The organism is Alkalidesulfovibrio alkalitolerans DSM 16529 (assembly GCF_000422245.1).
GTDB lineage: Bacteria > Desulfobacterota > Desulfovibrionia > Desulfovibrionales > Desulfovibrionaceae > Alkalidesulfovibrio > Alkalidesulfovibrio alkalitolerans.
Window position 1 is genome coordinate 1 of sequence record NZ_ATHI01000026.1, and the last position, 19,091, is coordinate 19,091.

19 protein-coding genes are annotated in these 19,091 nt (G+C 66.0%); 9 read left to right on the top strand and 10 right to left on the bottom strand.

Annotated features, from left to right (window positions below):
- Positions 1-204 precede the first annotated feature (204 nt).
- On the bottom strand, positions 205-2,196 hold the full coding sequence (locus DSAT_RS07525; RefSeq protein WP_020886887.1) for a hydantoinase/oxoprolinase family protein: 1,992 nt from the start codon (positions 2,194-2,196) through the stop codon (positions 205-207).
- A 437-nt stretch (positions 2,197-2,633) separates the two neighbouring features.
- On the opposite strand from DSAT_RS07525, the gene DSAT_RS07530 reads away from it, so the two are divergent.
- The 5 genes from DSAT_RS07530 to sfsA all read left to right on the top strand — a co-directional run bounded on the left by DSAT_RS07530 (position 2,634) and on the right by sfsA (position 6,751).
- Complete coding sequence (locus tag DSAT_RS07530) at positions 2,634-3,611, top strand: TRAP transporter substrate-binding protein (protein ID WP_020886888.1); 978 nt, start codon at positions 2,634-2,636, stop codon at positions 3,609-3,611.
- Between the two features lie 7 nt (positions 3,612-3,618).
- Positions 3,619-4,113 (top strand): TRAP transporter small permease, encoded by a 495-nt coding sequence (locus DSAT_RS07535; protein ID WP_020886889.1) that lies wholly within the window; start codon positions 3,619-3,621, stop codon positions 4,111-4,113.
- Complete coding sequence (locus DSAT_RS07540; RefSeq protein WP_020886890.1) at positions 4,110-5,444, top strand: TRAP transporter large permease; 1,335 nt, start codon at positions 4,110-4,112, stop codon at positions 5,442-5,444. The genes DSAT_RS07535 and DSAT_RS07540 overlap by 4 nt, the downstream gene beginning before the upstream one ends.
- Before the next feature lie 162 nt (positions 5,445-5,606).
- A complete protein-coding gene (locus DSAT_RS07545) occupies positions 5,607-6,029 on the top strand; it encodes an acyl-CoA thioesterase (protein WP_020886891.1) in 423 nt (140 codons plus the stop codon).
- Positions 6,029-6,751, top strand: a complete 723-nt coding sequence (gene sfsA / locus DSAT_RS07550) for a DNA/RNA nuclease SfsA (protein WP_020886892.1) — start codon at positions 6,029-6,031, stop codon at positions 6,749-6,751. The genes DSAT_RS07545 and sfsA overlap by 1 nt, the downstream gene beginning before the upstream one ends.
- 4 nt (positions 6,752-6,755) lie before the next feature.
- Here sfsA and DSAT_RS07555 read toward each other — a convergent pair whose 3' ends face one another.
- The 6 genes from DSAT_RS07555 to DSAT_RS07580 form a co-directional block, all read right to left on the bottom strand.
- Positions 6,756-7,082 (bottom strand): Fur family transcriptional regulator, encoded by a 327-nt coding sequence (locus tag DSAT_RS07555; protein WP_020886893.1) that lies wholly within the window; start codon positions 7,080-7,082, stop codon positions 6,756-6,758.
- Between the two features lie 69 nt (positions 7,083-7,151).
- Positions 7,152-7,964: a DUF4198 domain-containing protein gene (locus DSAT_RS07560; RefSeq protein WP_020886894.1), complete on the bottom strand. Its 813-nt coding sequence runs from the start codon at positions 7,962-7,964 to the stop codon at positions 7,152-7,154.
- A 69-nt stretch (positions 7,965-8,033) separates the two neighbouring features.
- Positions 8,034-8,354: a hypothetical protein gene (locus DSAT_RS07565; protein WP_020886895.1), complete on the bottom strand. Its 321-nt coding sequence runs from the start codon at positions 8,352-8,354 to the stop codon at positions 8,034-8,036.
- An 11-nt stretch (positions 8,355-8,365) separates the two neighbouring features.
- On the bottom strand, positions 8,366-10,843 hold the full coding sequence (gene feoB, locus DSAT_RS07570; protein WP_020886896.1) for a ferrous iron transport protein B: 2,478 nt from the start codon (positions 10,841-10,843) through the stop codon (positions 8,366-8,368).
- Complete coding sequence (locus tag DSAT_RS07575; RefSeq protein WP_020886897.1) at positions 10,840-11,067, bottom strand: FeoA family protein; 228 nt, start codon at positions 11,065-11,067, stop codon at positions 10,840-10,842. The genes feoB and DSAT_RS07575 overlap by 4 nt, the downstream gene beginning before the upstream one ends.
- A gap of 125 nt (positions 11,068-11,192) precedes the next feature.
- On the bottom strand, positions 11,193-11,495 hold the full coding sequence (locus tag DSAT_RS07580) for a FeoA family protein (protein ID WP_020886898.1): 303 nt from the start codon (positions 11,493-11,495) through the stop codon (positions 11,193-11,195).
- Between the two features lie 709 nt (positions 11,496-12,204).
- Between DSAT_RS07580 and DSAT_RS07585 the strand changes: the two genes are divergently transcribed.
- Together DSAT_RS07585 and DSAT_RS15150 are read left to right on the top strand one after the other, a co-directional pair.
- Positions 12,205-13,116: a GGDEF domain-containing protein gene (locus DSAT_RS07585; RefSeq protein ID WP_052167347.1), complete on the top strand. Its 912-nt coding sequence runs from the start codon at positions 12,205-12,207 to the stop codon at positions 13,114-13,116.
- A gap of 33 nt (positions 13,117-13,149) precedes the next feature.
- Positions 13,150-13,305: a FeoB-associated Cys-rich membrane protein gene (locus tag DSAT_RS15150; RefSeq protein WP_020886900.1), complete on the top strand. Its 156-nt coding sequence runs from the start codon at positions 13,150-13,152 to the stop codon at positions 13,303-13,305.
- A gap of 34 nt (positions 13,306-13,339) precedes the next feature.
- Here the strand turns inward: DSAT_RS15150 and DSAT_RS07590 are convergent, their stop codons facing one another.
- Positions 13,340-13,549, bottom strand: coding sequence for a Nif11-like leader peptide family natural product precursor (locus DSAT_RS07590; RefSeq protein ID WP_020886901.1), 210 nt, complete (start codon positions 13,547-13,549; stop codon positions 13,340-13,342).
- 212 nt (positions 13,550-13,761) lie between these two features.
- Between DSAT_RS07590 and DSAT_RS07595 the strand changes: the two genes are divergently transcribed.
- Entirely contained in the window at positions 13,762-15,174 is a 1,413-nt protein-coding gene (locus DSAT_RS07595) for a nicotinate phosphoribosyltransferase (RefSeq protein WP_020886902.1), read from the top strand.
- Positions 15,175-15,178: 4 nt separating this feature from the next.
- Entirely contained in the window at positions 15,179-15,802 is a 624-nt protein-coding gene (gene pncA / locus DSAT_RS07600; protein WP_020886903.1) for a bifunctional nicotinamidase/pyrazinamidase, read from the top strand.
- A 26-nt stretch (positions 15,803-15,828) separates the two neighbouring features.
- On the opposite strand, the gene DSAT_RS07605 is transcribed toward pncA, so the two are convergent.
- Positions 15,829-16,434: a hypothetical protein gene (locus tag DSAT_RS07605; protein ID WP_020886904.1), complete on the bottom strand. Its 606-nt coding sequence runs from the start codon at positions 16,432-16,434 to the stop codon at positions 15,829-15,831.
- Between the two features lie 220 nt (positions 16,435-16,654).
- Positions 16,655-18,829: a glutamine synthetase III family protein gene (locus DSAT_RS07610; protein WP_020886905.1), complete on the bottom strand. Its 2,175-nt coding sequence runs from the start codon at positions 18,827-18,829 to the stop codon at positions 16,655-16,657.
- Positions 18,830-19,091 lie beyond the last annotated feature (262 nt).

The following is a 19,091-nucleotide window of genomic DNA, read 5'->3' on the forward strand; positions in this document are numbered from 1 at the left end:
GGGGTTTCCTTCTCCCCCTGGACCCCCTCATCCTTCCGCAAAACTTTTTGGTTTTGGGTATGTCAATGTCAAACCAGCAAGCGTTTGTGTAGCCGTTCTTCTAAAACGTATCACCGTCGTGCCCGCGTATGCCCGGCCAACAGGCGCTCCGCCCAGAATCGGGTCAAGGGCTCAGCCCTTGCTCAGCCCTTGCTCAGCCCTTGCTCAGGCATCGCACCGCTCATGGTCGATCTTCACGACCAGGTTGCCCCAGGCGTCCACGGTGGCCGTGGCGAACGGCGGCAGCACGATGGTCGAGGTGTATTCCACCACAATGGCCGGGCCGGGCAGGACGTTGCCGGACAGGAGCTTTTCGCGGTCGATGACCGGGGTGGGCCGCGCGCTGCCCGAGAAGACCACGGGCCGCGTTTCGAGAATGGCCTCGGCGGGCACGTCGTCGACCAGCTTGTCCGCCTTGGCGAAGGCGGGCTTCTCCGGCACGCCGCGCGCCCGCAGCCGCACGGTGACGATCTCTATGGCCTTGCCGGGGTTGCGGTAGCCGTATTTGCGCTCGTGCTCGGCCTCGAAAGCCTCGGCGAAATCCTCGGCGTAGGGCGTGATGATCTCGAAGGACTGGCCCTGGTAGCGCATGTCCAGGAACTTCTCGAAGTGCATTGCCCCGGCCGCGAAGCCCTCGGCCGCGAGATCGGCCGAGCCCTGGGCGATGAGCGGTGAGAAATGGCCGTGCAGGTCGTCGGTCGTGGTTGCGCGGGCCTGGAGCATCACGGTCTGCGAATAGTCCTTGATGACGTCGGCCATGATCATGCCCACGGCCGAGAGGATACCGGGGTTTTTGGGGATGAAGACGCGCGGCATGGAGAGCTGTTTGGCCAGGAAACAGGCGTGCAGTCCGCCCGCGCCGCCGAAGGAGAAGAGGGTGAACTCGCGCGGGTCGAAGCCGCGTTCCACGGAGATGACGCGGATGGCGCGCTCCATGGTGGCGTTGGCGACTTCGAGGATGCCCTCGGCCAGGGCCTTTTCGGACAGCCCGGCCTTGTGCGCCATGTCGGCCACGGCCGCGTTCAGGGTCTCGGTCTCAAGGCGCATGCCGCCGCCCAGGAACCGCTCGGGGATCAACCGGCCCAGAAAGAGGTTGGCGTCCGTGGTGGTGATCTCCGTGCCCTTGCCGTAGCAGATGGGGCCGGGATCGGCCCCGGCGGATTCGGGGCCCACGGTCAGCGCGCCGCCCTCGTCCAGGCGGGCGATTGAGCCGCCGCCCGCGCCCACGGTGTGGATGTCGATCATGGGCACCTTGACCGGGTAGCCCTCGATGGCCGACTCCAGAGTGAGGGGCAAGGAGCCGTCGATAAGCGCCACGTCCGTGGAGGTGCCGCCCATGTCGAAGGTGATGAGGCGCTCGAAACCAGCGGCCGCGCCCAGGTGGAACGCGCCCACCGCGCCTCCGGCCGGGCCGGAGAGGATGGTGCGCACGGACTCGCGCATGGCCGTCTCGGCGGAGATGGAGCCGCCGTTGGACTGCATGATGCGAAGCGGCGTCTTCTCGCCCGCCTCCGCGCGCAGCCGCGTCAGGTAGCGCGACATCTTGGGCGAGACGTAAGCGTTGATGACCGTGGTGGAGGCGCGCTCGAACTCGCGGAACTCGGCCAGGATCTCGTGCGAGAGCGAGACGGCCACGCCGGTGTCGGCGAAGGCCTCGCGCACGGCCAGCTCGTGCGAGGGGTCGAGGAAGGAGAAGAGCAGGCACACGGCCACGGATTCGCACCCGGCTCTGGCCACGGCCTGCGCCGCTTCGCGCGCGGCCTGCGCGTCGAAGGGCTGCACGGTCTCGCCCGCGCTGCCGATGCGGCCGGGCAGGCCGAAGCGAAGCTCGCGCGGCACGATGTGCGCGGGGCGGCGGTAGTGCAGGTCGTAGAGCCGGTGGCGGTTCTGGCGGCCGATCTCGATGACGTCGGTGAAGCCCAGATTGGCGATGAGCGCGGTCTTCACGCCCTTGCGCTCCAGGATGGCGTTGGTGGCCACGGTGGAGCCGTGGATGATGGACACGGACCTGTTTCCGGCGATGTGGCGCACGCCCTCGATGACCGCGCGCGAGGGATCGTCCGGGGTGGAGAGGCGCTTGTGCACGCCGAAGGACGCGCCGTCCTTGTAGATGAAGTCGGTGAAGGTGCCGCCGGTGTCCACGCCGATGCTGAGCATGTGTCCTCCTGAAGTCGCCGCGCGAAATGTGCAGGATGCGTGCAGGGACGCGGGCGGGTGGCAGTATGGCGCGTGATTGGCTCGGGGGCAAGGCCCGCGTGTAGCCTTCGCGGACAAAGTGGACCGGAATGGCTCGGGTTGTCGGAAACGGCACGAATCGCGCACATATTCGTCAACTAGGCGCAACACATTTGTAGAAAATCGCGGGGAAATCCGCTATGAAATGCGCCACGCCGAGACGCCGGGGAGACGTTGCCGCGCATCCAAAACCCCGTGACGGGCGTGGAGCGGGCGCTCCTGGCCGATATCTCGGCGAGAGGCGTATTCAGGGGGATTCTCGGCACGAGCCTTGCTTCGCGCCGTCCGGATTCCTCGTCATCTTTTTCCGTCCCGGTGCGCTCTGACCAGGGACGGCCACCAGCAAAGGAGGTTTCTTCATGCTCCGCAAGGCCCTGCTCCTGTCCTGTCTGCTCGGGCTGCTTCTGGCCGCCCCGGCGAGCGCCGCGACCATCCGCATGGATATGAACGCCATCTATCCCGAATCGAACTTCCACTCGCAAGGCGCCATCGAATTCGCCAAGAAGGTCGAGGCCGCGACCAACGGCGGCGTGGTCATCACGGTGCACGCGGGCGGCGCGCTGGGCTTCAAGGGACCCGAACTGCTGCGCTCGGTCAAGGACGCGGCCGTGCCCATGTCCGACATCCTGATGGGCGTGGTCGGCGGCTCCGAGGAGATCTTCGGCATCTCCTCCATGCCCCGCGTGGCCACCACCTATGAAGAGGCCCGCAAATTCTACGACATCGCCCGCCCGGCCTACGAAAAGGCTTGCGAGCGCTGGAACCAGAAGCTGCTCTACGCCGCGCCCTGGCCGCCCTCGGGCATCTTCGCCAAGCGCGCCATGAACACTCCCGACGATCTGCGCGGCCTGAAAATCCGCACCTACGATCGCAACGGCGCGCTCTTCCTCGAGGCTGCGGGCTCGCACCCCATGTCCCTGCCCTGGGGCGAGGTCTATTCGGCCCTGCAGACCGGCCTGGCCGACTCAGTGCTGACCTCGGCCGTGTCCGGCAAGGACGGCAAGTTCTGGGAAGTGCTCTCCGACTTCGCCGAGATCGGCTACGCCTTCCCCCTGAACATGGTGACCATCAACCTCGACTGGTGGAAGGCGCTCTCCAAGGAGCAGCAGGACGCCATGCTGGCCGTGGCGGCCGAGGTCGAGGCCTCCCAGTGGCAGGTTTCCGCGACCCAGAACGCCGAGGCCATCGCGGCCGTGAAGGCCGGGGGCATCAAGGTCCAGACGCCGCCCGCCGCCGTGCAGGAGCGTCTCGACGAGATAGCCAGGAAGATGCTCGACGACTTCCTGGCCACGGCCAAGCCCGAGACCAAGGCCGTGTTCGAGGCCTACCTGAAGTAGCTGTTAGATGATCTCACGCTTCATCGTCATAGTGGAGGGCCTGTCCAAGGGCACGGCCCTCCTTTCCGCCCTGGCCCTGGCCTGCCTCGCCGCCCTGACCCTGGCCGAGATCGGCGCGCGGGCCCTGTTTGGCATGTCGCTGATGGTGACCACGGAATACGGCGGCTACCTATTGCTCGCGGCGGTGTCCCTGGGCTTTGGCCTCACCCTGCGCGACGGCGCGCTCATCCGCATCACCATGATCCGCCGCCTGCTGCCGCCCGCGGCGCGCAAGGGCATGGATGTCTTCGCCTGCGCGGGCGGGCTGGCCGTCTCGATTTTCATCCTCTGGCATTCCGCGCGCATGGTCGCGGACCACAAGCGGCTCGACATCCTGGCCGACTCCATGGCCGAGACGCCGCTGTGGATTCCGCAGCTTCTGGTCCCGATCGGCTTTTCGCTCTTCGCCCTGCAACTTCTGGCCACGGCCGCGCGCCTGCTCACACGGGACGAGGAACAATGATCGAGGATCCGCTTCTTCTTTCGGCCGCCCTGGTGGCGGTCATGTTCGCGCTTCTGCTCTCCGGGCTTTGGATCGGCTTTTCGCTCTTCGCCACGGGCGTCATCGGCATGCTCCTGCACAAGACGAACCTGCCGCCGACCATCTCGGTCTGGGACCGCATCGGCGACCTGATGGCCAATTCGGCCTGGAACTCGCTCAACTCCTGGGCGCTCTCGGCCCTGCCCCTGTTCGTGCTCATGGGCGAGATATTGTACCGCACGGCGATCTCGAAAAAGCTCATGAGCGGCCTTGCGCCCTGGCTGTCCTTCATTCCGGGCAGGCTGTTGCACGTCAACGTGGTGGCCTGCTCGCTGTTCGCGGCCATCTCGGGATCGAGCGCCGCGACCACGGCCACGGTGGGCAAGATCACCTACCGCGAACTGGCCGCGCGCGGCTACGACAAGGGGCTGGCCCTGGGCTCGCTGGCGGGCGCGGGGACGCTCGGCTTCCTCATTCCGCCCTCGCTGATCATGATCATCTACGGCGTGCTCGCGGACACGAGCATAGGCCAGCTCTTCATCGCGGGCATCGTGCCGGGGCTCATGATCGCGCTGTGCTTCTCGGGCTGGATCGTCTTTCGCGTGCTGCTCAACCCCTCGCTCACGCCGCGCTACCGCGAATCCTACACCGCCGCCGACCGCATGGCCGCGGTGCGCGACATCCTGCCGGTGGTGGCGTTGATCCTGCTCGTGCTCGGCGGCATCTACGCGGGGTTGACCACGCCCACCGAGGCCGCGGCCCTGGGCGTGCTCGGCGCGCTGTGCGTGGCGGCCTGGTTCCGCGAACTCAACTGGAAGAATCTCTCCGAGGCCTTCCTCGCGGCCGTGAAGACCTCGACCATGATCTGCTTCATCATCGCGGGCGCGGCCTTCCTTTCGCAGGTCGTGGGTTTCATCGGCGTGGCCAGGGCGCTGTCCTCCTTCATCGCGGGGCTGGAGCTCTCGCCCTATGCGCTGATCCTGGTCATCGCGATCATGTACGCCATTCTGGGCATGATGCTCGACGGCATCTCCATGGTCGTCATGACGCTGCCCATCGTGCTGCCCATCGTGGTCCAGGCCGGGTTCGACCCGCTGTGGTTCGGCATCTTCGCCGTGATCATGGTCGAGCTGTCGCAGATCACGCCGCCCGTGGGCTTCTCGATCTTCGTGCTGCAGCACATCTCGGGCCACGAGCCGCCCTTCATCCTGCGCCAATCCTTCCCGTTCTTCGTGCTGCTGCTCGTGGTCGCTGCGGTGCTCACGGTCTTCCCGCAGATCGTCCACTTTTTGCCCGACCAGATGATCCGATAGGGCAAGGGCGCGCTTCGCCGTCTTGACGCCGCGTGCTCCGGGCCCTACACCGGAGCATGCGCGACCCCACGGACAGGACGCCGCCCATGGGGCAGCGCGCCTTCTGGGGCCGCGGCCCGGCCTCACGCATCCGATCGAACGTCACGGAGTGAACCAAATCGCATGGATACCTACTGCATCGTCCGCACCGAGCATCTGAACCACTACGGCCATCTTTTCGGCGGGGCCATGCTGGCCTGGATCGACGAATTCGCCTGGCTCACGGCTTCGCTGGATTTTCCGGGCTGCAAGCTGGTGACCATGGCCATGGACGACATCGTCTTCAGGAAGCCCGCGCACTGCGGGGCCATCCTGCGCTTCTCCATCGAGCCCGAGCGCCAGGGCAAGACCTCCGTGACCTACCGCGTGGTGGTTTTCGCGGACGAGCCGGGCGCGACCTGCGAGAAGGAGATCGTCTCCACGACCATCACCTTCGTGCGGCTGGACGACCTGGGCGGCAAGCTGGCCCTGCCCGCGGTGGAGAAGTACCGCTCGCTGGACAGCGGCCATGGGCCAAAGCCGGTGACCGCGCCGCACGCGCCCTGATGCCCCAGGTTCTACCCTTTCCGCCCGGTACGCGGGCCGCGACGCTGATCAGGCGCGAGAAGCGCTTCCTGGTGCAGGTCGCCTTCGCCGAGGCAAAAGAGCCCCTGTGGGTCCACACCAACAACTCCGGCTCCATGCTCGGCCTGATCCGGCCGGGCCTAGCCGCGTTCGTCTCGCCCGCCCCAAACCCAAAGCGCAAGCTGCCTTTCACCCTGGAGGCGGTCGAGGCCGGGAGCGGCTATTGCTGCGTGAACACCCAGGTTCCCAACCGCATGCTGGCCTTCGCCTACGAGCACGGGCTGATCCCTGAACTGCGCACGGCCACGTCCATGCGACCCGAGGCCCGCGCGGGCGAGTCGCGTCTGGACGCCCGCTTCGAGACGGCCCAAGGTCCGTTGTGGGTGGAGTGCAAGAACGTGACCCTGGCCGAGGACGGCGTGGGGCTGTTTCCGGATGCGCGCACCGAGCGCGGGAAGAAGCATCTGGAGGAGTTGATGCGCCTGGCCGCGCAAGGGGCCAGGGTGGCCACCTTCTACCTCGTCACGCGCCGCGATGCGGCCTGCTTCGGCCCGGCCTGGTGCGTGGACGAGGACTACGCGCGCACCTTTCATGCCGCGCTTGCGGCCGGAGTCATGGCCTGGCCCTGGCTGGCCGAGGTCGATGCGAGCGGGGTGCGATTGTCGCGCCGCCTGCCCGTCGTGGGCGAGGATGCGGGCGGCTGAAGGCTCAGGTACTGGGTTCGAGCCTGCCGCAGCTTGGGCAGACGTGGCGCGCGGCATGGTCCGTGGCGTTCTCGGGGAGCACGTAGCGGCGCGGGCTGTCGCGATAGCTCATCTCGCGCACCAGGCCCGCCTCGGCGAGCAACTTCAGGGTGCGGTAGACCGTGGCCATGCTGACCCTGGCGTCGCGCGAGCGCACCCGGACGAACACCTCCTCGGGGCTCAGACATCGCCGGGCTTCCTCGATCTCGGTCAGAATCAGGCGGCGCTGCGCGGTCAGCTTGAGGCCGTTGGCCGCGAGGTAGGCGATGAATGCGTCGAGTCTGTTTCGCATGGTCCTTTTCCCGATGGAGAATGGCCCGCCCCCGCCGGGGGAGACAGAAGCGGGCCGCGAGGTAGGGAATTACTTCATGTCCACGGCCTTGACCCAGATCACGGCATCCTGGGAAAGCTCCTTGCCGTTGAACTCCTCGTCCGGGCCCACGCCCAGGGCCGCGAAGCCCCAGTATCCGGCGCGGGGCAGGCCGTAGGTGAAGACGCCGTTCTCGTCGGCGAAGATGGTCTGGACCTCGAAGGCGGCCTGCGGGGCCTCGATCGCGCCCTTCTCGGCGAAGGCGCGCTCGTTTTGCAGCGGCTCGTGGTTCAGGTACTCGACCTCGATCTCCGCGCCGGGCACGGGCTTGCCGTCGGAGAGCACCACGCCGCGGAAGACGTTGCCGGTCCAAAGGGCGTAGGGCTTGTCCAGGGGCACGATCTCGGCCTTCAGGCCCAGTGGCTCGTTCCAGTGGCCGGGCATGCCCGCCACGTTGACGATGTTCTTGGTGATCTGCTGGATGTAGGCATCCTCTTCCTTCTCGTAGTAGGGCGCGGGCACGAGCACGAAGATGTGGTCGCCCATGCTGCGCACGGGCACCTTGGCCTCGAAGGCCTTGCCGGTGTTGGTCGTGCTTTTCCAGGAGATGGGCTTGAGCGAGGACATGAGGTCCGTGGTCCTGGGCTCGCCGTCGCCGCGCTGCGAGACCAGGTAGAAGGCCTCGGGGGTCTCCATGTCCATGGTGTAGCCCGCGTCGAAGGGATGGGTGAAGACGATGGAGAGGTGCAGCTCGCCGCCCTGCTCCAAGGCCAGTTCGGGGGTGTGGACGAGCTGGAAGTGGGCCATGGCCGGGCTGGCCGCAAGGCCCAGGCAAAGGGCCAATCCAAGGATGATGCGTTTCATGGTGTTCTCCTTCGGTCGTATGGTTTTGGCCGGGCGGCGTGCGGTCACCCGGCCCAGGCGGCATGGCTGCTAGAAGATGTCCTTGCCCTGGATGGTGATGATGTGGCCCTCGCCCGCGTCGAAAATTACGGTGTAGTCACCCTCGGGTTTGTCGAAGACGAACTCGCCGTGCGCGTCCATTTGTCCTTCGAGGATGGTCGCACCGCCTGCGTCGAGCACTTTCATGGCGGTGCCAGCGGCCGATGAGCCGTCGGAGAAGCCGCCCTCGCAGACGACCGTGCCGTCGCCGGGCGCGTAGCAGGAGCAAAGCGGGGTGTGGGCCAGCGCCGCGCCCGAAAGGGCGAGGCAAAGGGCCAGGGCCAGGGTCAGGGTCGTGATTTTACGGCGCATGTTGGTACCTCCTATGCGCTGCGTTTGAAACGGTCGGGGTTGACGAGAGCCATGGCCAGGGTCGCCCCAAGCGCCAGGGCGTAGAAGGCTCCCATGGCCTGAAGCCCGTTCAGGCCAAGCACTCCGCCGCCCGTGAAGACGAGGCAGGCGAAGCCGAAGCCGAGCAGGATGGGGTAGCCCATGGCCAGAAGCATCCATTTGGTCTCTCCGGCCTGCACCTTGACCATCATGGAGGCCGCGATGCAGGGCGGGTAGGTGGCCATGAAGAGCATCAGCGCCAGGGCGTGCAGGGCGGTGAAGCCCGTCTCCTGCTCGCGCATGCGCTCGTCGAGCGCCTGGCCGCCCTCGGCGCCTTGTTCGTAGAGCGCGCCCAGCGTGGCCACGGTGCTCTCCTTGGCCGCGAAGGCTGCGAGAAGCGAGATGTTGATGCGCCAGTTGAAGCCCGCGAACTGCGTGACGGGCTCGAGCGTGCGGCCAAGCCGCCCGAGGAAGCTCGAATCCAGGCGCTCGGCGCGCATCTCGTGCAGCAGCGTGCGGCGGTCGCGCACCAGCGTGGTCAGGTTGCGCGCGGCCGCGCGCGACTCGGGGTCGAGAGGCATGACAAAGGCGAAGAAGGCCGGATTCTGTGCCGCGAACGACGCGTTCACCGTCTCGACCTGCTCGCGGGTCGCCGCAGCCATGCGGGCCGAGCGGTAGGCCTCGGAGAAGTTCACGAGATCGGTCAGGTCGTTCGCGCCCACGGTTCCTTCCAGGGGCGTTCCTGCGAGCGAGGCCAGGAACGAGGACTGCAACTCCCCGGCCCGCGTCTCGAAGTGCTCCAGGCGGTCGCCGGGCAGGCCGGGAAAGCGCATCAGCACGAAGACCACCACGGCCACGGCCGCGACGATGGTGATGATGCGCTTGATGAACAGCCAGACGCGCTCGACGGCTCTGCGCAGGACCACGCTCAAAGTCGGCAGGTGGTAGGGCGGCAATTCCATGATGAAGGGGGCGCTCTCGCGGTTGCGCAGCACGGTCAGGGAGAGCAGCTTGGCCATGGGCAGGGCCACCAGGATGGTCACCGTGGCGATGAAGAACATGGCCACGTCCTTGTGCGCGGGGAAATAGGCCCCTACCAGGAGCACGTACAGCGGCACCTTGGCTAGGCAGTTCATGAGCGGGACCACGAGGATCGTGGCCAGGCGGGCGCGTTCGTCCGGGATGGCCCGGCAGGCCATGACGCCGGGGATGGCGCAACCGCCCACGTAGACCCCGCCCAGGATCAGGGGCAGGGTGGACTGGCCGTGCAGCCCGAAGCGCCGGAAGATGCGGTCGAGCAAAAAGGCCATGCGCGGCATGTAGCCCGAGTCCTCGAGCACGGCGATGAGGGCGAAGAGGATGAAGAAGATCGGGATGTAGTTGAGCAGGGTGTTCAGGCTGTCCATGAACCACAGGCTCAGAGCGCGCACCAGCGGCTCGTGCAGGAACCCCGGGGCGGGCAGGGCCTGGGCCAGGGTCTCGCGCAGCCAGGCCAGCAGGGGCCAGGTCATCTCGGTCAGCTTGTACCCCTGGACGATGGACAGGTGGTAGAGCGCGAAGAGCACGCCCACAAGTATCGCCGGGCCCATGAAGCGGTGGCAGACAAAGGCGTCGAGGCGGTCGGTGAGGTTCTTTTGCGGCGCGCCGTCGCGGCGCACGCAGGCCGCGGCGATGGCCGTGGCCGTCTTGTGGCGCTGGATGGCGGCGATCTGCTCCGGGGACTGCCCGGTCTTTGCCTCCACGTCCGCGCGCAGCCCCTCGGCCTCGGCCAGCAGGGTCACGGCGTCGGGCAGGGCGGCGCGGGCAAGCTTGTGCGCCTCCTCGTCGCCTTCGAGCAGCTTCAGGGCCAGCCAGCGCGGCGGGCAGGAGAGCGCCGGGGCGTCGCCAAGCCGCCGGATCAGCGTCTGCAAGGGGGCCTCGAGCGGGCCGTAGTCCACCTGGGGAAAGGTGGAGGGGGCCTGCTGCTTCGGATGTGCTGCGGTTGTTTCGGCCAGGGCCGCGCGCAGGGCCTCCCGGCCCTTGCCTTTGCTGGCCGTGCAGGCCGCCACGGGCGCGCCCAGGCGCCTGGAGAGCTCGTCCACGTCGATGGAGAAGCCGCGTCGTTCGGCCACGTCGAGCATGTTCAGGGCCACGACCACGGGCAGGCCGAGCTCCATGATTTGAAGCGTCAGGGACAGGCTGCGCTTGAGGTTGGCCGCGTCCACGACGTTGATCACGGCCTGGGGGCGGTCCCGCAGGAGGAATTCACGCGCCACGCGCTCTTCAAGGGAGTAGGAGGTCAGGCTGTAGGTGCCGGGCAGGTCGACCAGTTCGACGCGCAATGCTTCGTGGCTGAAGAATCCGGTCTTCTTCTCCACGGTCACGCCGGGGTAGTTGGCCACGTGCTGGCGCGCGCCGGTGAGCATGTTGAAGACCGTGGACTTGCCGCAGTTGGGCTGCCCGGCCAAGGCCGCGAGGATGCGCCGGGTCATGCCGTCTCGACCTCCACGTGGGCGGCCTCGGCGTGACGCACGCTCACGTGCGAGCCGTCGACCTCGAGATCCACGGGATCGACCAGGGGGGCGTTGCGCACCACGCGCACCTGCGTTCCGGGAAAGAAGCCGAGGTCCATCAGGCGCAGGCCGAGCTGGCCTGTGGCCGTGATCCGGGCGATGGTGCAGCGGTCTCCGGGGGCGATGTCGTTCAGGGTGGGCATTGGCGTCTCACTTGATTTTGTTTTCGACTTTCATTCGCAATACGAAGGCGTGGCAGTCCCTGAAAGGGCTTCCCGTCCGCCAGTCGGCTTGGACGGCGGGCCGGACCGGCGGAGCGGTCTGGCGCTCAGGCCACCAGAATGCCGTCCGCCACGTTCCTGCCGAGGGTGAGGCGGCTGCCGTCGAGGCTGACGAGCAGGGGGCCTCCGCCGCAATTGCTGACCACGTGGACCTCGACGCCGGGCACGAGCCCCATGGACTCGATGCGGGTGCGGATGTCGCGCTCGCCGGAGAAGCCGAGAATCAGGGCGCTGTCGCCCTCTGCCATGGCGGCCAGGGTGCCGGTCTTGGGCAGGCGGGGCGTCGCGCACTGTTCGGAGCCGAGGGATGTGCCGGGGTGCCGTTTCTGCTGGACGGGTTCTCGGGACATGGAGGGCTCCTTGTGTTGATTGAATATGAGAGCGATAATTGTTATCAATCGAGAGAGGCGTATAGCAAGCGAATTACGGGAAAGGCAAGTGTAAATTTGGATTTCTTGTGACCATGGCCTGGCGGGTGGAAGATCGAGGCCTTGCCCTGCTGTCGGCCTGAGCGCCCCGGGGCAGTCCGTGCCGTGTCCGTGCGATGTGTGGCGGGAACCGGAAAGGGCTCCCGCGCCGACGGGACATATCCTCTGGATTTGATCCGCATGCACCTATGCGGACCCTGCGATATGTGCGTTTAAGCAGGCTTATCCAAGCTCTATTGCTGTTTTGTGGAAAAAAACAACTCTTATTGCGAAATATTTTTAAAAACTTGGTGTTACCATAGAAAATAAAATTGCTGTTGGTTGTGGAAGGGGTTGTATTTTGGGACGCTTCGGACATCGGCTTGACATTGAATTTCAAAATCAATAGAAGGAGGCCGTCCTCCACTCTGGATAGGATGCCACGGTGCGGCCCGGTCCGGTGTGCGGACGTGTATTTATGGAGGGGGTGCGACGGATGAAGGCGAGCGCGTCGAGCCGGGCCGCTGACGAACCGGCTACAGAACGCGGGCAGGACCCAAACCTTTCCGCGCTGCCGGGAAGGGCTGCCCGCTGGTTCTCGGAGCGTGCCTCCGGCCGCAGGCAGGCGCTTCGCGGTCGGCCTGGTTGCGGGATGTCCGCGACGACGCTCTTGTGCCTGCTGCTGTTCGCCGTATCCGTACTGCCCCTGGGAGTCGCCATGCACCTGGCGTATGAACGCCGCCTGGACGACCTGACGGGCTTTCTGGCCCTGGCCGTGGTCGCGGGCATCGTGCTCGCCTGGCCCATCGCGCATCTGGTCGGACACTATGTGATTCTTAAAAACATCAAAGAAATCAATAGATTTTGTCTGGCAATCAAGCAGGGAAATTACGCGACCGAGTTCGCCCTGCCCGAGGAGCGCGACGAGGAGCACGATCTCGTTCGCCTCAAACGCAACCTGAACTGGATGGCGCACTCCATCGCCAGTCGCGAAGATTGGCTGCACGCCCGACTGAACCAAACCACGGAAAGCAAGCGGCGCTTCGAGGACCTCTCGTTGCGGGATCCATTGACTGACATCGCCAACCGACGCGCCTTTTCCGAGCGCCTGCACGAGATGGCCCGCGTGGCCCGCGCCACGCGTACGCCGTTTCATCTGCTGCTCGTGGACTGCGACAATTTCAAGAGCGTCAATGACGCCTTCGGGCACTTGGCGGGCGACGAGCTTTTGCGGCGGCTCGCGGCCATTCTGCGCACCAGCGTGCGCGACGGAGACTGCCCGTTCCGCTATGGCGGCGACGAGTTCGGCGTGCTCGTGGTCAGCCGGGGTGCGGACGAGGCCAGGGCCGTGGCTGAGCGCATACGGCAGCGGTTTGCGGGCGAAGGCATCGGCCGGGCCACGCTTTCCATAGGTCTGGCCGCCTTCGACCCCGAGGCGGTGGACCTTGCGGCCGAATGCGAAGCGTTGGTCGCGCGCGCGGACGCCGCCGTCTACGAGGCCAAGCGCGCGGGTGGCGACCGCATCGTGGCGCAGGCCGATAAAATCATGGCCGCCTCGGCCTGAACGGCCTGGGCCAAAAACTGAAAGGAGAGCGCAATGAACGAATGGCTCGATTATGCGATAGTCGGCGCGGTGGTGGCTGTGGCTGTGGGATATCTCGTACGCAGATTCATGGCTGCCAGGTCGAAGAAGAGCGGTTGCGGCTGCGGCGAATGCGGCTGCGGCAAAGGTCCCGGCCAGGGGCTCGGCTGACGCGCGAGCACAAGGGTTTTGCCTTCGCTGCGCTTCAGCCCTTGATCCGGCCCGGATCGTCCGAGCCGAACTCGGCCATCAGTTCCACCTGGGCGGCGTCGAATTCGCGGAAGGTGAATTCGTAGCCCTGCGCCCTGATGAAGTCCCACCGGGCATCGTCGTCCGCCAGCGCCTCGACCTGCCGCTTGAACGCGGGATCGGTGCGCATGCGCCGCATGTATGCCTTGGCGTTCTCCGTGGACATATGGTCTCCCTCCTGTTTGTCGAGAATCAAATTCTGCCATCATCGGCCGCATGGCAAGGAAAATGCGCCGGATCTTTCGCGCGGGCCTCAACATTTCCGCCCCGAAGGTGTAGCTTCTCGAGCAAGACCGAAGGACAAGCCGATCGCGTCCGTGCGCGGCGCGTGCGGCATGATCCCGGCCGACCGGCCGGCGGGCAAGGGAAGACCGTTCCATGAGCATGATCCGTTACCCCGGCACGTATACCGACCTGTACCAGTTGACCATGGCCCAGGCCTACTACCTGGGCGGGACGCGGGAGAACGCCGCGGTCTTCGACTATCTCTTCCGGAAGAATCCCTTTGACGGCGGCTATGCGGTCTTTGCAGGACTCGAGGACGCGCTGTCGGCTTTGGAGGAGTTGCGCTTCGAGGAGCGAGAGATCGGTTTTTTGCGCGAGCAGGGCTTCGACGCACGCTTCCTCGAATACCTGCGCGGCTTCAGGTTCACCTGCGACGTGCACGCCGCGCGCGAGGGCGAGGTGGTCTTCGCGACGAGTCCCGTCCTGAGCGTCAAGGGACCGATCATCGAGGCCCAAATCGCCGAGACGCTTTTGCTCAACATCCTCAACTTCCAGACGCTGGTGGCCACCAAGGCCAGCCGCATGCGCTTCGCGGCCGGGGACCGTTCACTGGTCGATTTCGGACTCCGCCGGGCGCAGGGCCTGGGCGGCTACCACGCCAGCAGGGCCGCGGTCATCGGCGGATTCGACGCCACGAGCAACGTCCGGGCCGGGATGGATTACGGCATCCCCGTCTCCGGCACCCTGGCCCATTCCTTCATCCAGAGCCACGATGACGAGCTGGCCGCCTTCAGGGCCTTCGCCGAACAAAGACCCCAAAACTGCATCCTCCTCGTGGACACCTACGACACCCTGCGCAGCGGCGTGCCAAACGCCATCGCCACGGGCAGGGAGATGGAGGAGCGCGGCCATCGCCTGGCGGGCATACGCCTCGACAGCGGCGACCTGGCCTACCTCGCCAAGAGGGCGCGGGCCATGCTCGACGAGGCCGGACTTGGCTACGTGCGCATCGTGGCATCGAGCCAACTGGACGAGCACGCCATCAAAAGCCTTGTGGAGCAGGCCGCGCCCATAGACGCCTTCGGCGTGGGCACGAGCCTCGTCACGGGCAGGCCGGACGCGGCCCTGGACGGGGTCTACAAGCTCGCCTTCGCCAACCGCGGCCCGCGCATCAAGATCACCGAGGAGACCGAGAAGATCACCCTGCCGCAGCTCAAGCAGGTCTTCCGGCTCCTGGATGGCGAGGGGAACTTCTACGGCGCGGACGCCGTGGCCTTGGCCGGGGAGAAGGACGTGGAAGCCATGCACCACCCGTTCGACACCTTGAAATCGCTGTCCACCAGGGGATTCGCCAAGGAGCGCATCTCAAGGCCCGTCATGCGCGGCGGCGCGCGCACCCAAAAGCCGCTTTCGGTGCGCGAGATCGCCGCGTTCGCCAAGGCCAGGCTCGGGCAACTGGAGGATGAATACAAGCGCTTCGGGCGCCCCTACGTCTACAAGGTGGGGATCAGCGACCGGCTCAAGGCGGTCCGGGACCGGCTGATCGCACGCTACAGGAGGGCATGAGGCCATGAAGACGCTCATCCTCGTGGACATCCAGAACGATTTCATGCCCGGCGGCGCGCTGCCCGTGCCGAGGGGCGACACCATCGTCGAGGTGGTCAATGGCCTGCAACCGGGCTTCGGACTGGCCGTGGCCACGCAGGACTGGCATCCGCCCGGGCACGCGAGCTTCGCCTCGCAGCATCCGGGACGCGCGGCCTTCGAGAGCGTCGAACTCGACGGCCTGCCCCAGACGCTGTGGCCCGACCACTGCGTGCAGGGCGAATGGGGGGCGAAGTTCCATCCCGATCTCGACACGCGCGCGGTGCAGGCCATCTTCCGCAAGGGCGTGGACCCGAGGGTGGACAGCTATAGCTGCTTCTACGACAACGCGCGGCGCAGGAGCACAGGGCTGGCCGGATACCTGCGCGAGAAAGGGGCCACCGAGCTCTACTTCTGCGGTCTGGCCGCCGAGATCTGCGTGTTCTACAGCCTGCGCGACGCCCTGGACTTCGGTTATCCCTGCGTGCTCATCATGGACGGGGTGATGCCGCTCGATGAGCGGGAGTACGAGAAGGCCAGGGACGAACTGCACACGGCGGGCGCGCGGCTCATGCGGGCAAGGGACGTCTTCTGCGAGATTCCAGGGTAGGGAGGGAGGGGGCGGAAAAGAGCGGCTCAGCGTTTGCCAATGAAGCCTAGCGCCGTCAGGTGCGAGGCCCAGGCAGACCATGCGCCGGAGAGGAACTCCACGCGCATGGACGCGGGATGAAAGCGCGCCGCGGCGTCGAGATCGAGGGAGCACTTGCGGTCGTGGTTGGTGTGCGAGAGCCGCAGAAGCCAGGTTCCGCCCGGTTCGGGGCAGGCGTCCTCCACATGCAGGGTGTGGCCGGTGGGCATGCCGCGCTTGGCGTTGGCGGCCAGGATGAGCACGCTGCCCGTCGTGGGCAGTGAGGTCGTCGCGCCACGATTTTTCTCGCAGGCGAACCACTGCACCGGGCTCGTGTCGTCCAGGCGGCAGGTCATGATGCCCGTGCGGCAGCGGGAGTAGATCAGGCTCTGAGGCTGACAGCGGCCTCCGTTCACAGCCGGGACGAGGCGGTAGCACGCGTCGCGCGCGTCGGCCGCGGCCGCGGGAGCCGGACAGACGGGGAGGGCGGGTTCCTCGGTCGGAAGCTCCTCTCCCTTGGTCGATACGGGCAGGTCGGCCGCGCGGGCCGTGACGGCCTGAAGAAAGACGAACAGGGCGGCGAAGGCCGCGCAGATATACAGCAGCTTGCTCACGTGGCAGCCAACTCCCAAAACCGGATGCCGCGCGATTGAATTCGGCAGGCGGGCGTTCTGGACGCCTCTTCGCGCGGCCGGGCTGCTCTATCTTCAGTCCGGCCCGGCGTCAATGACGTCCGAGCGTCCGCGCGTTCCGGCCGCTCAAGGCCCGATGAGAAAAGGCCCGCCCCCGAGAGGGAGCGGGCCTTTGGCGGGACGTGGGACAGGGCGGGAGAAGCTACTTGATGAAGCACATTTCCATGTAGGAGGGCAGCGGCCAGTAGTCGTCGTTGACCACTTGTTCGAGTTCGTCGGCCCAGCGCCGAACCTCGTTCATGGCGGGCAGCACCTTGTCGCACAGGTACTTGGCTTCGGCCAGGGCGTCCTTGGCCTCGTGCGCGCACAGCTTCTCAAGATCGAGGATGGCGTCCTGCAGGCCGCGCAGCTTTGCGGTCACGTCGTCCAGGGCGATGGAGCGATACTCCTTGCCGATGGCCTTCATGTTGGCGCAGGTCGCGGCCAGGTCGCTCTGGTAGCGGATTGCGCCCGGCAGGATCATGGTACGGGCGATCTTGACGGTCAGGGCGGCCTCGGTCTTGATGGTGCGGCTGTAGAACTCGGTGTATATCTCCTGGCGGGAGTGCAGTTCTCGGCCGGAAAGCACGCCGTACTTCTCGAACAGCTCGATGACCTCGGCCTTGGTCAGCTCGGGCAGGGCGGCCGGGGTGTTGGGATGGTTGGGCAGGCCGCGCTTCTTGGCTTCCTTGTGCCACTCCTCGGAGTAGCCGTTGCCGTTGAAGATGATGGCCTCGTGCTTCTTCATGATGTCCTGGATGATCTCGGTCACGGCCTGATTGAGGCCGGCCTTCTTGCCGCCGGTCTTCTTCTCGATCTCGGTGGCGATGTAGTCCAGGGATTCGGCCAGCATGGTGTTCAGGGCGACCTGGGAGCCCGCGATGGACATGGAGGAGCCCACGGCGCGGAACTCGAAGCGGTTGCCGGTGAAGGCGATGGGGCTCGTGCGGTTGCGGTCGCCCGGGTCCATGGGCAGGGGCGGCAGGGTGTCCACGCCCACGTGCATCGCGTCCTTCTTCTTGGAAGACTTGGCGCCGCCGTTCTTGATCTGCTCGAAGACGTCGGTCAGCATCTCGCCCAGGTAGATGGACATGATAGCCGGAGGAGCCTCGTTGGCGCCCAGGCGATGGTCGTTGCCCGCCGCAGCCACGGTGGCGCGCAGAAGACCGCCGTACTTGTGGCAGGCGCGGATCATGGCCGCGCAGAAGACCAGGAACATGGCGTTGGCGTGCGGCGTCTCGCCCGGATCGAAGAGTGAACCGAGTTCGGAGTTGCCGATGGAGTAGTTCAGGTGCTTGCCCGAGCCGTTGATGCCCGCAAAGGGCTTCTCGTGCAGCAGGCAGGCCATGCCGTAGCGCCTGGCCACGGAGCGCAGGGTGTGCATGATGATCTGGTTGTGGTCGGTGGCGATGTTGCCCTGCTCGAAGATCGGGGCGATCTCGTACTGGGCCGGAGCGACCTCGTTGTGGCGGGTCTTAACGGGCACGCCGACCTTGAACAGTTCGCGCTCGACTTCCATCATGAAGGCCAGCACGCGGCGGGGAATCGCGCCGAAGTACTGGTCCTCGAACTCCTGTCCCTTGGGCGACTTGGCCCCGAAGAGGGTGCGACCGGCCAGGTAGAGGTCGGGGCGGGCGTAGTAGAAGTTGCGGTCGATGAGAAAATATTCCTGCTCGGGACCGGCAAAGCAGGTCACCGGAGCCTCGACCTTTTTGCCGAAGAGCTTGAGCACGCGCTGGGCCTGGGTGTTCAGGACCTGCAAGGAGCGCAGGAGCGGGGTCTTCTTGTCCAGGGCCTCGCCGGTCCAGGAGACGAAGGCCGTGGGGATGCACAGCACCGTGCCATTGGGGTTCTCCAGGATGTAGGCCGGAGAGGTCACGTCCCATGCGGTGTAGCCGCGCGCCTCGAAGGTGGTGCGCAGGCCGCCGGAGGGGAAGGACGAGGCATCGGGCTCGCCCTGGATGAGCATCTTGCCGTCGAACTCGGCCAGCGCGCCGCCCTTGCCGTCGGGCACCAGGAAGGAGTCGTGCTTCTCGGCGGTCAGGCCGGTCAGCGGGTAGAAGACGTGGCAGAAGTGGGTAGCGCCCTTGGAAATGGCCCAATCTTTCATGGCCTGGGCCACGATGGTGGCCACCGTCGGGTCGAGCTTCTCGCCTTTCTCAATGGTCCGCTTGAGTGACTTGTAGACCTCTTTGGGCAGCATGGCCTTCATGACCTTGTCATTGAAGACGTTGCTGCCGAAGATGTCGGTGGCGCGGGTCTCGGCGAAGCTGAGCGGTGCCGAGATGGGCTTGAAGTTGTTGACGGCGGCGATGGCGTTCATACGACCCTGATTCATGCAATACTCCTTTTCCTGGATGTGCCGCCGGAGCGCCCCGGCAGCCGACGTGCCATAAAAAATATCCGAACGCGCGAGGCCCGGATTCCCTCTCGATTCCCCCGCTTGCGCGCGGGTGCCCGGCGACAAACAAGAACCGGGCCAGAGTCTTCTTTGTTCGTAAAACCAATGCATTGCGAGCGAGGCGACCCTCCTTGGCGGTGCTCGTTTTTACAAAAAAGAAACATAGGGCACAAAGTCGATGCCTTTTTTGCAAAGCCTC

Coding starts and splice junctions, on each gene's coding strand:
- DSAT_RS07525 (WP_020886887.1), bottom strand. CDS start 2,196: ATGCTCAGCATCGGCGTGGACACCGGCGGCACCTTCACCGACTTCATC.
- DSAT_RS07595 (WP_020886902.1), top strand. CDS start 13,762: ATGAGCATGATCCGTTACCCCGGCACGTATACCGACCTGTACCAGTTG.
- DSAT_RS07580 (WP_020886898.1), bottom strand. CDS start 11,495: ATGTCCCGAGAACCCGTCCAGCAGAAACGGCACCCCGGCACATCCCTC.
- DSAT_RS07555 (WP_020886893.1), bottom strand. CDS start 7,082: ATGCGAAACAGACTCGACGCATTCATCGCCTACCTCGCGGCCAACGGC.
- DSAT_RS07565 (WP_020886895.1), bottom strand. CDS start 8,354: ATGCGCCGTAAAATCACGACCCTGACCCTGGCCCTGGCCCTTTGCCTC.
- DSAT_RS07610 (WP_020886905.1), bottom strand. CDS start 18,829: ATGAATCAGGGTCGTATGAACGCCATCGCCGCCGTCAACAACTTCAAG.
- DSAT_RS15150 (WP_020886900.1), top strand. CDS start 13,150: ATGAACGAATGGCTCGATTATGCGATAGTCGGCGCGGTGGTGGCTGTG.
- DSAT_RS07545 (WP_020886891.1), top strand. CDS start 5,607: ATGGATACCTACTGCATCGTCCGCACCGAGCATCTGAACCACTACGGC.
- DSAT_RS07530 (WP_020886888.1), top strand. CDS start 2,634: ATGCTCCGCAAGGCCCTGCTCCTGTCCTGTCTGCTCGGGCTGCTTCTG.
- DSAT_RS07540 (WP_020886890.1), top strand. CDS start 4,110: ATGATCGAGGATCCGCTTCTTCTTTCGGCCGCCCTGGTGGCGGTCATG.
- sfsA (WP_020886892.1), top strand. CDS start 6,029: ATGCCCCAGGTTCTACCCTTTCCGCCCGGTACGCGGGCCGCGACGCTG.
- DSAT_RS07560 (WP_020886894.1), bottom strand. CDS start 7,964: ATGAAACGCATCATCCTTGGATTGGCCCTTTGCCTGGGCCTTGCGGCC.
- feoB (WP_020886896.1), bottom strand. CDS start 10,843: ATGACCCGGCGCATCCTCGCGGCCTTGGCCGGGCAGCCCAACTGCGGC.
- DSAT_RS07535 (WP_020886889.1), top strand. CDS start 3,619: ATGATCTCACGCTTCATCGTCATAGTGGAGGGCCTGTCCAAGGGCACG.
- DSAT_RS07590 (WP_020886901.1), bottom strand. CDS start 13,549: ATGTCCACGGAGAACGCCAAGGCATACATGCGGCGCATGCGCACCGAT.
- DSAT_RS07585 (WP_052167347.1), top strand. CDS start 12,205: ATGTCCGCGACGACGCTCTTGTGCCTGCTGCTGTTCGCCGTATCCGTA.
- pncA (WP_020886903.1), top strand. CDS start 15,179: ATGAAGACGCTCATCCTCGTGGACATCCAGAACGATTTCATGCCCGGC.
- DSAT_RS07575 (WP_020886897.1), bottom strand. CDS start 11,067: ATGCCCACCCTGAACGACATCGCCCCCGGAGACCGCTGCACCATCGCC.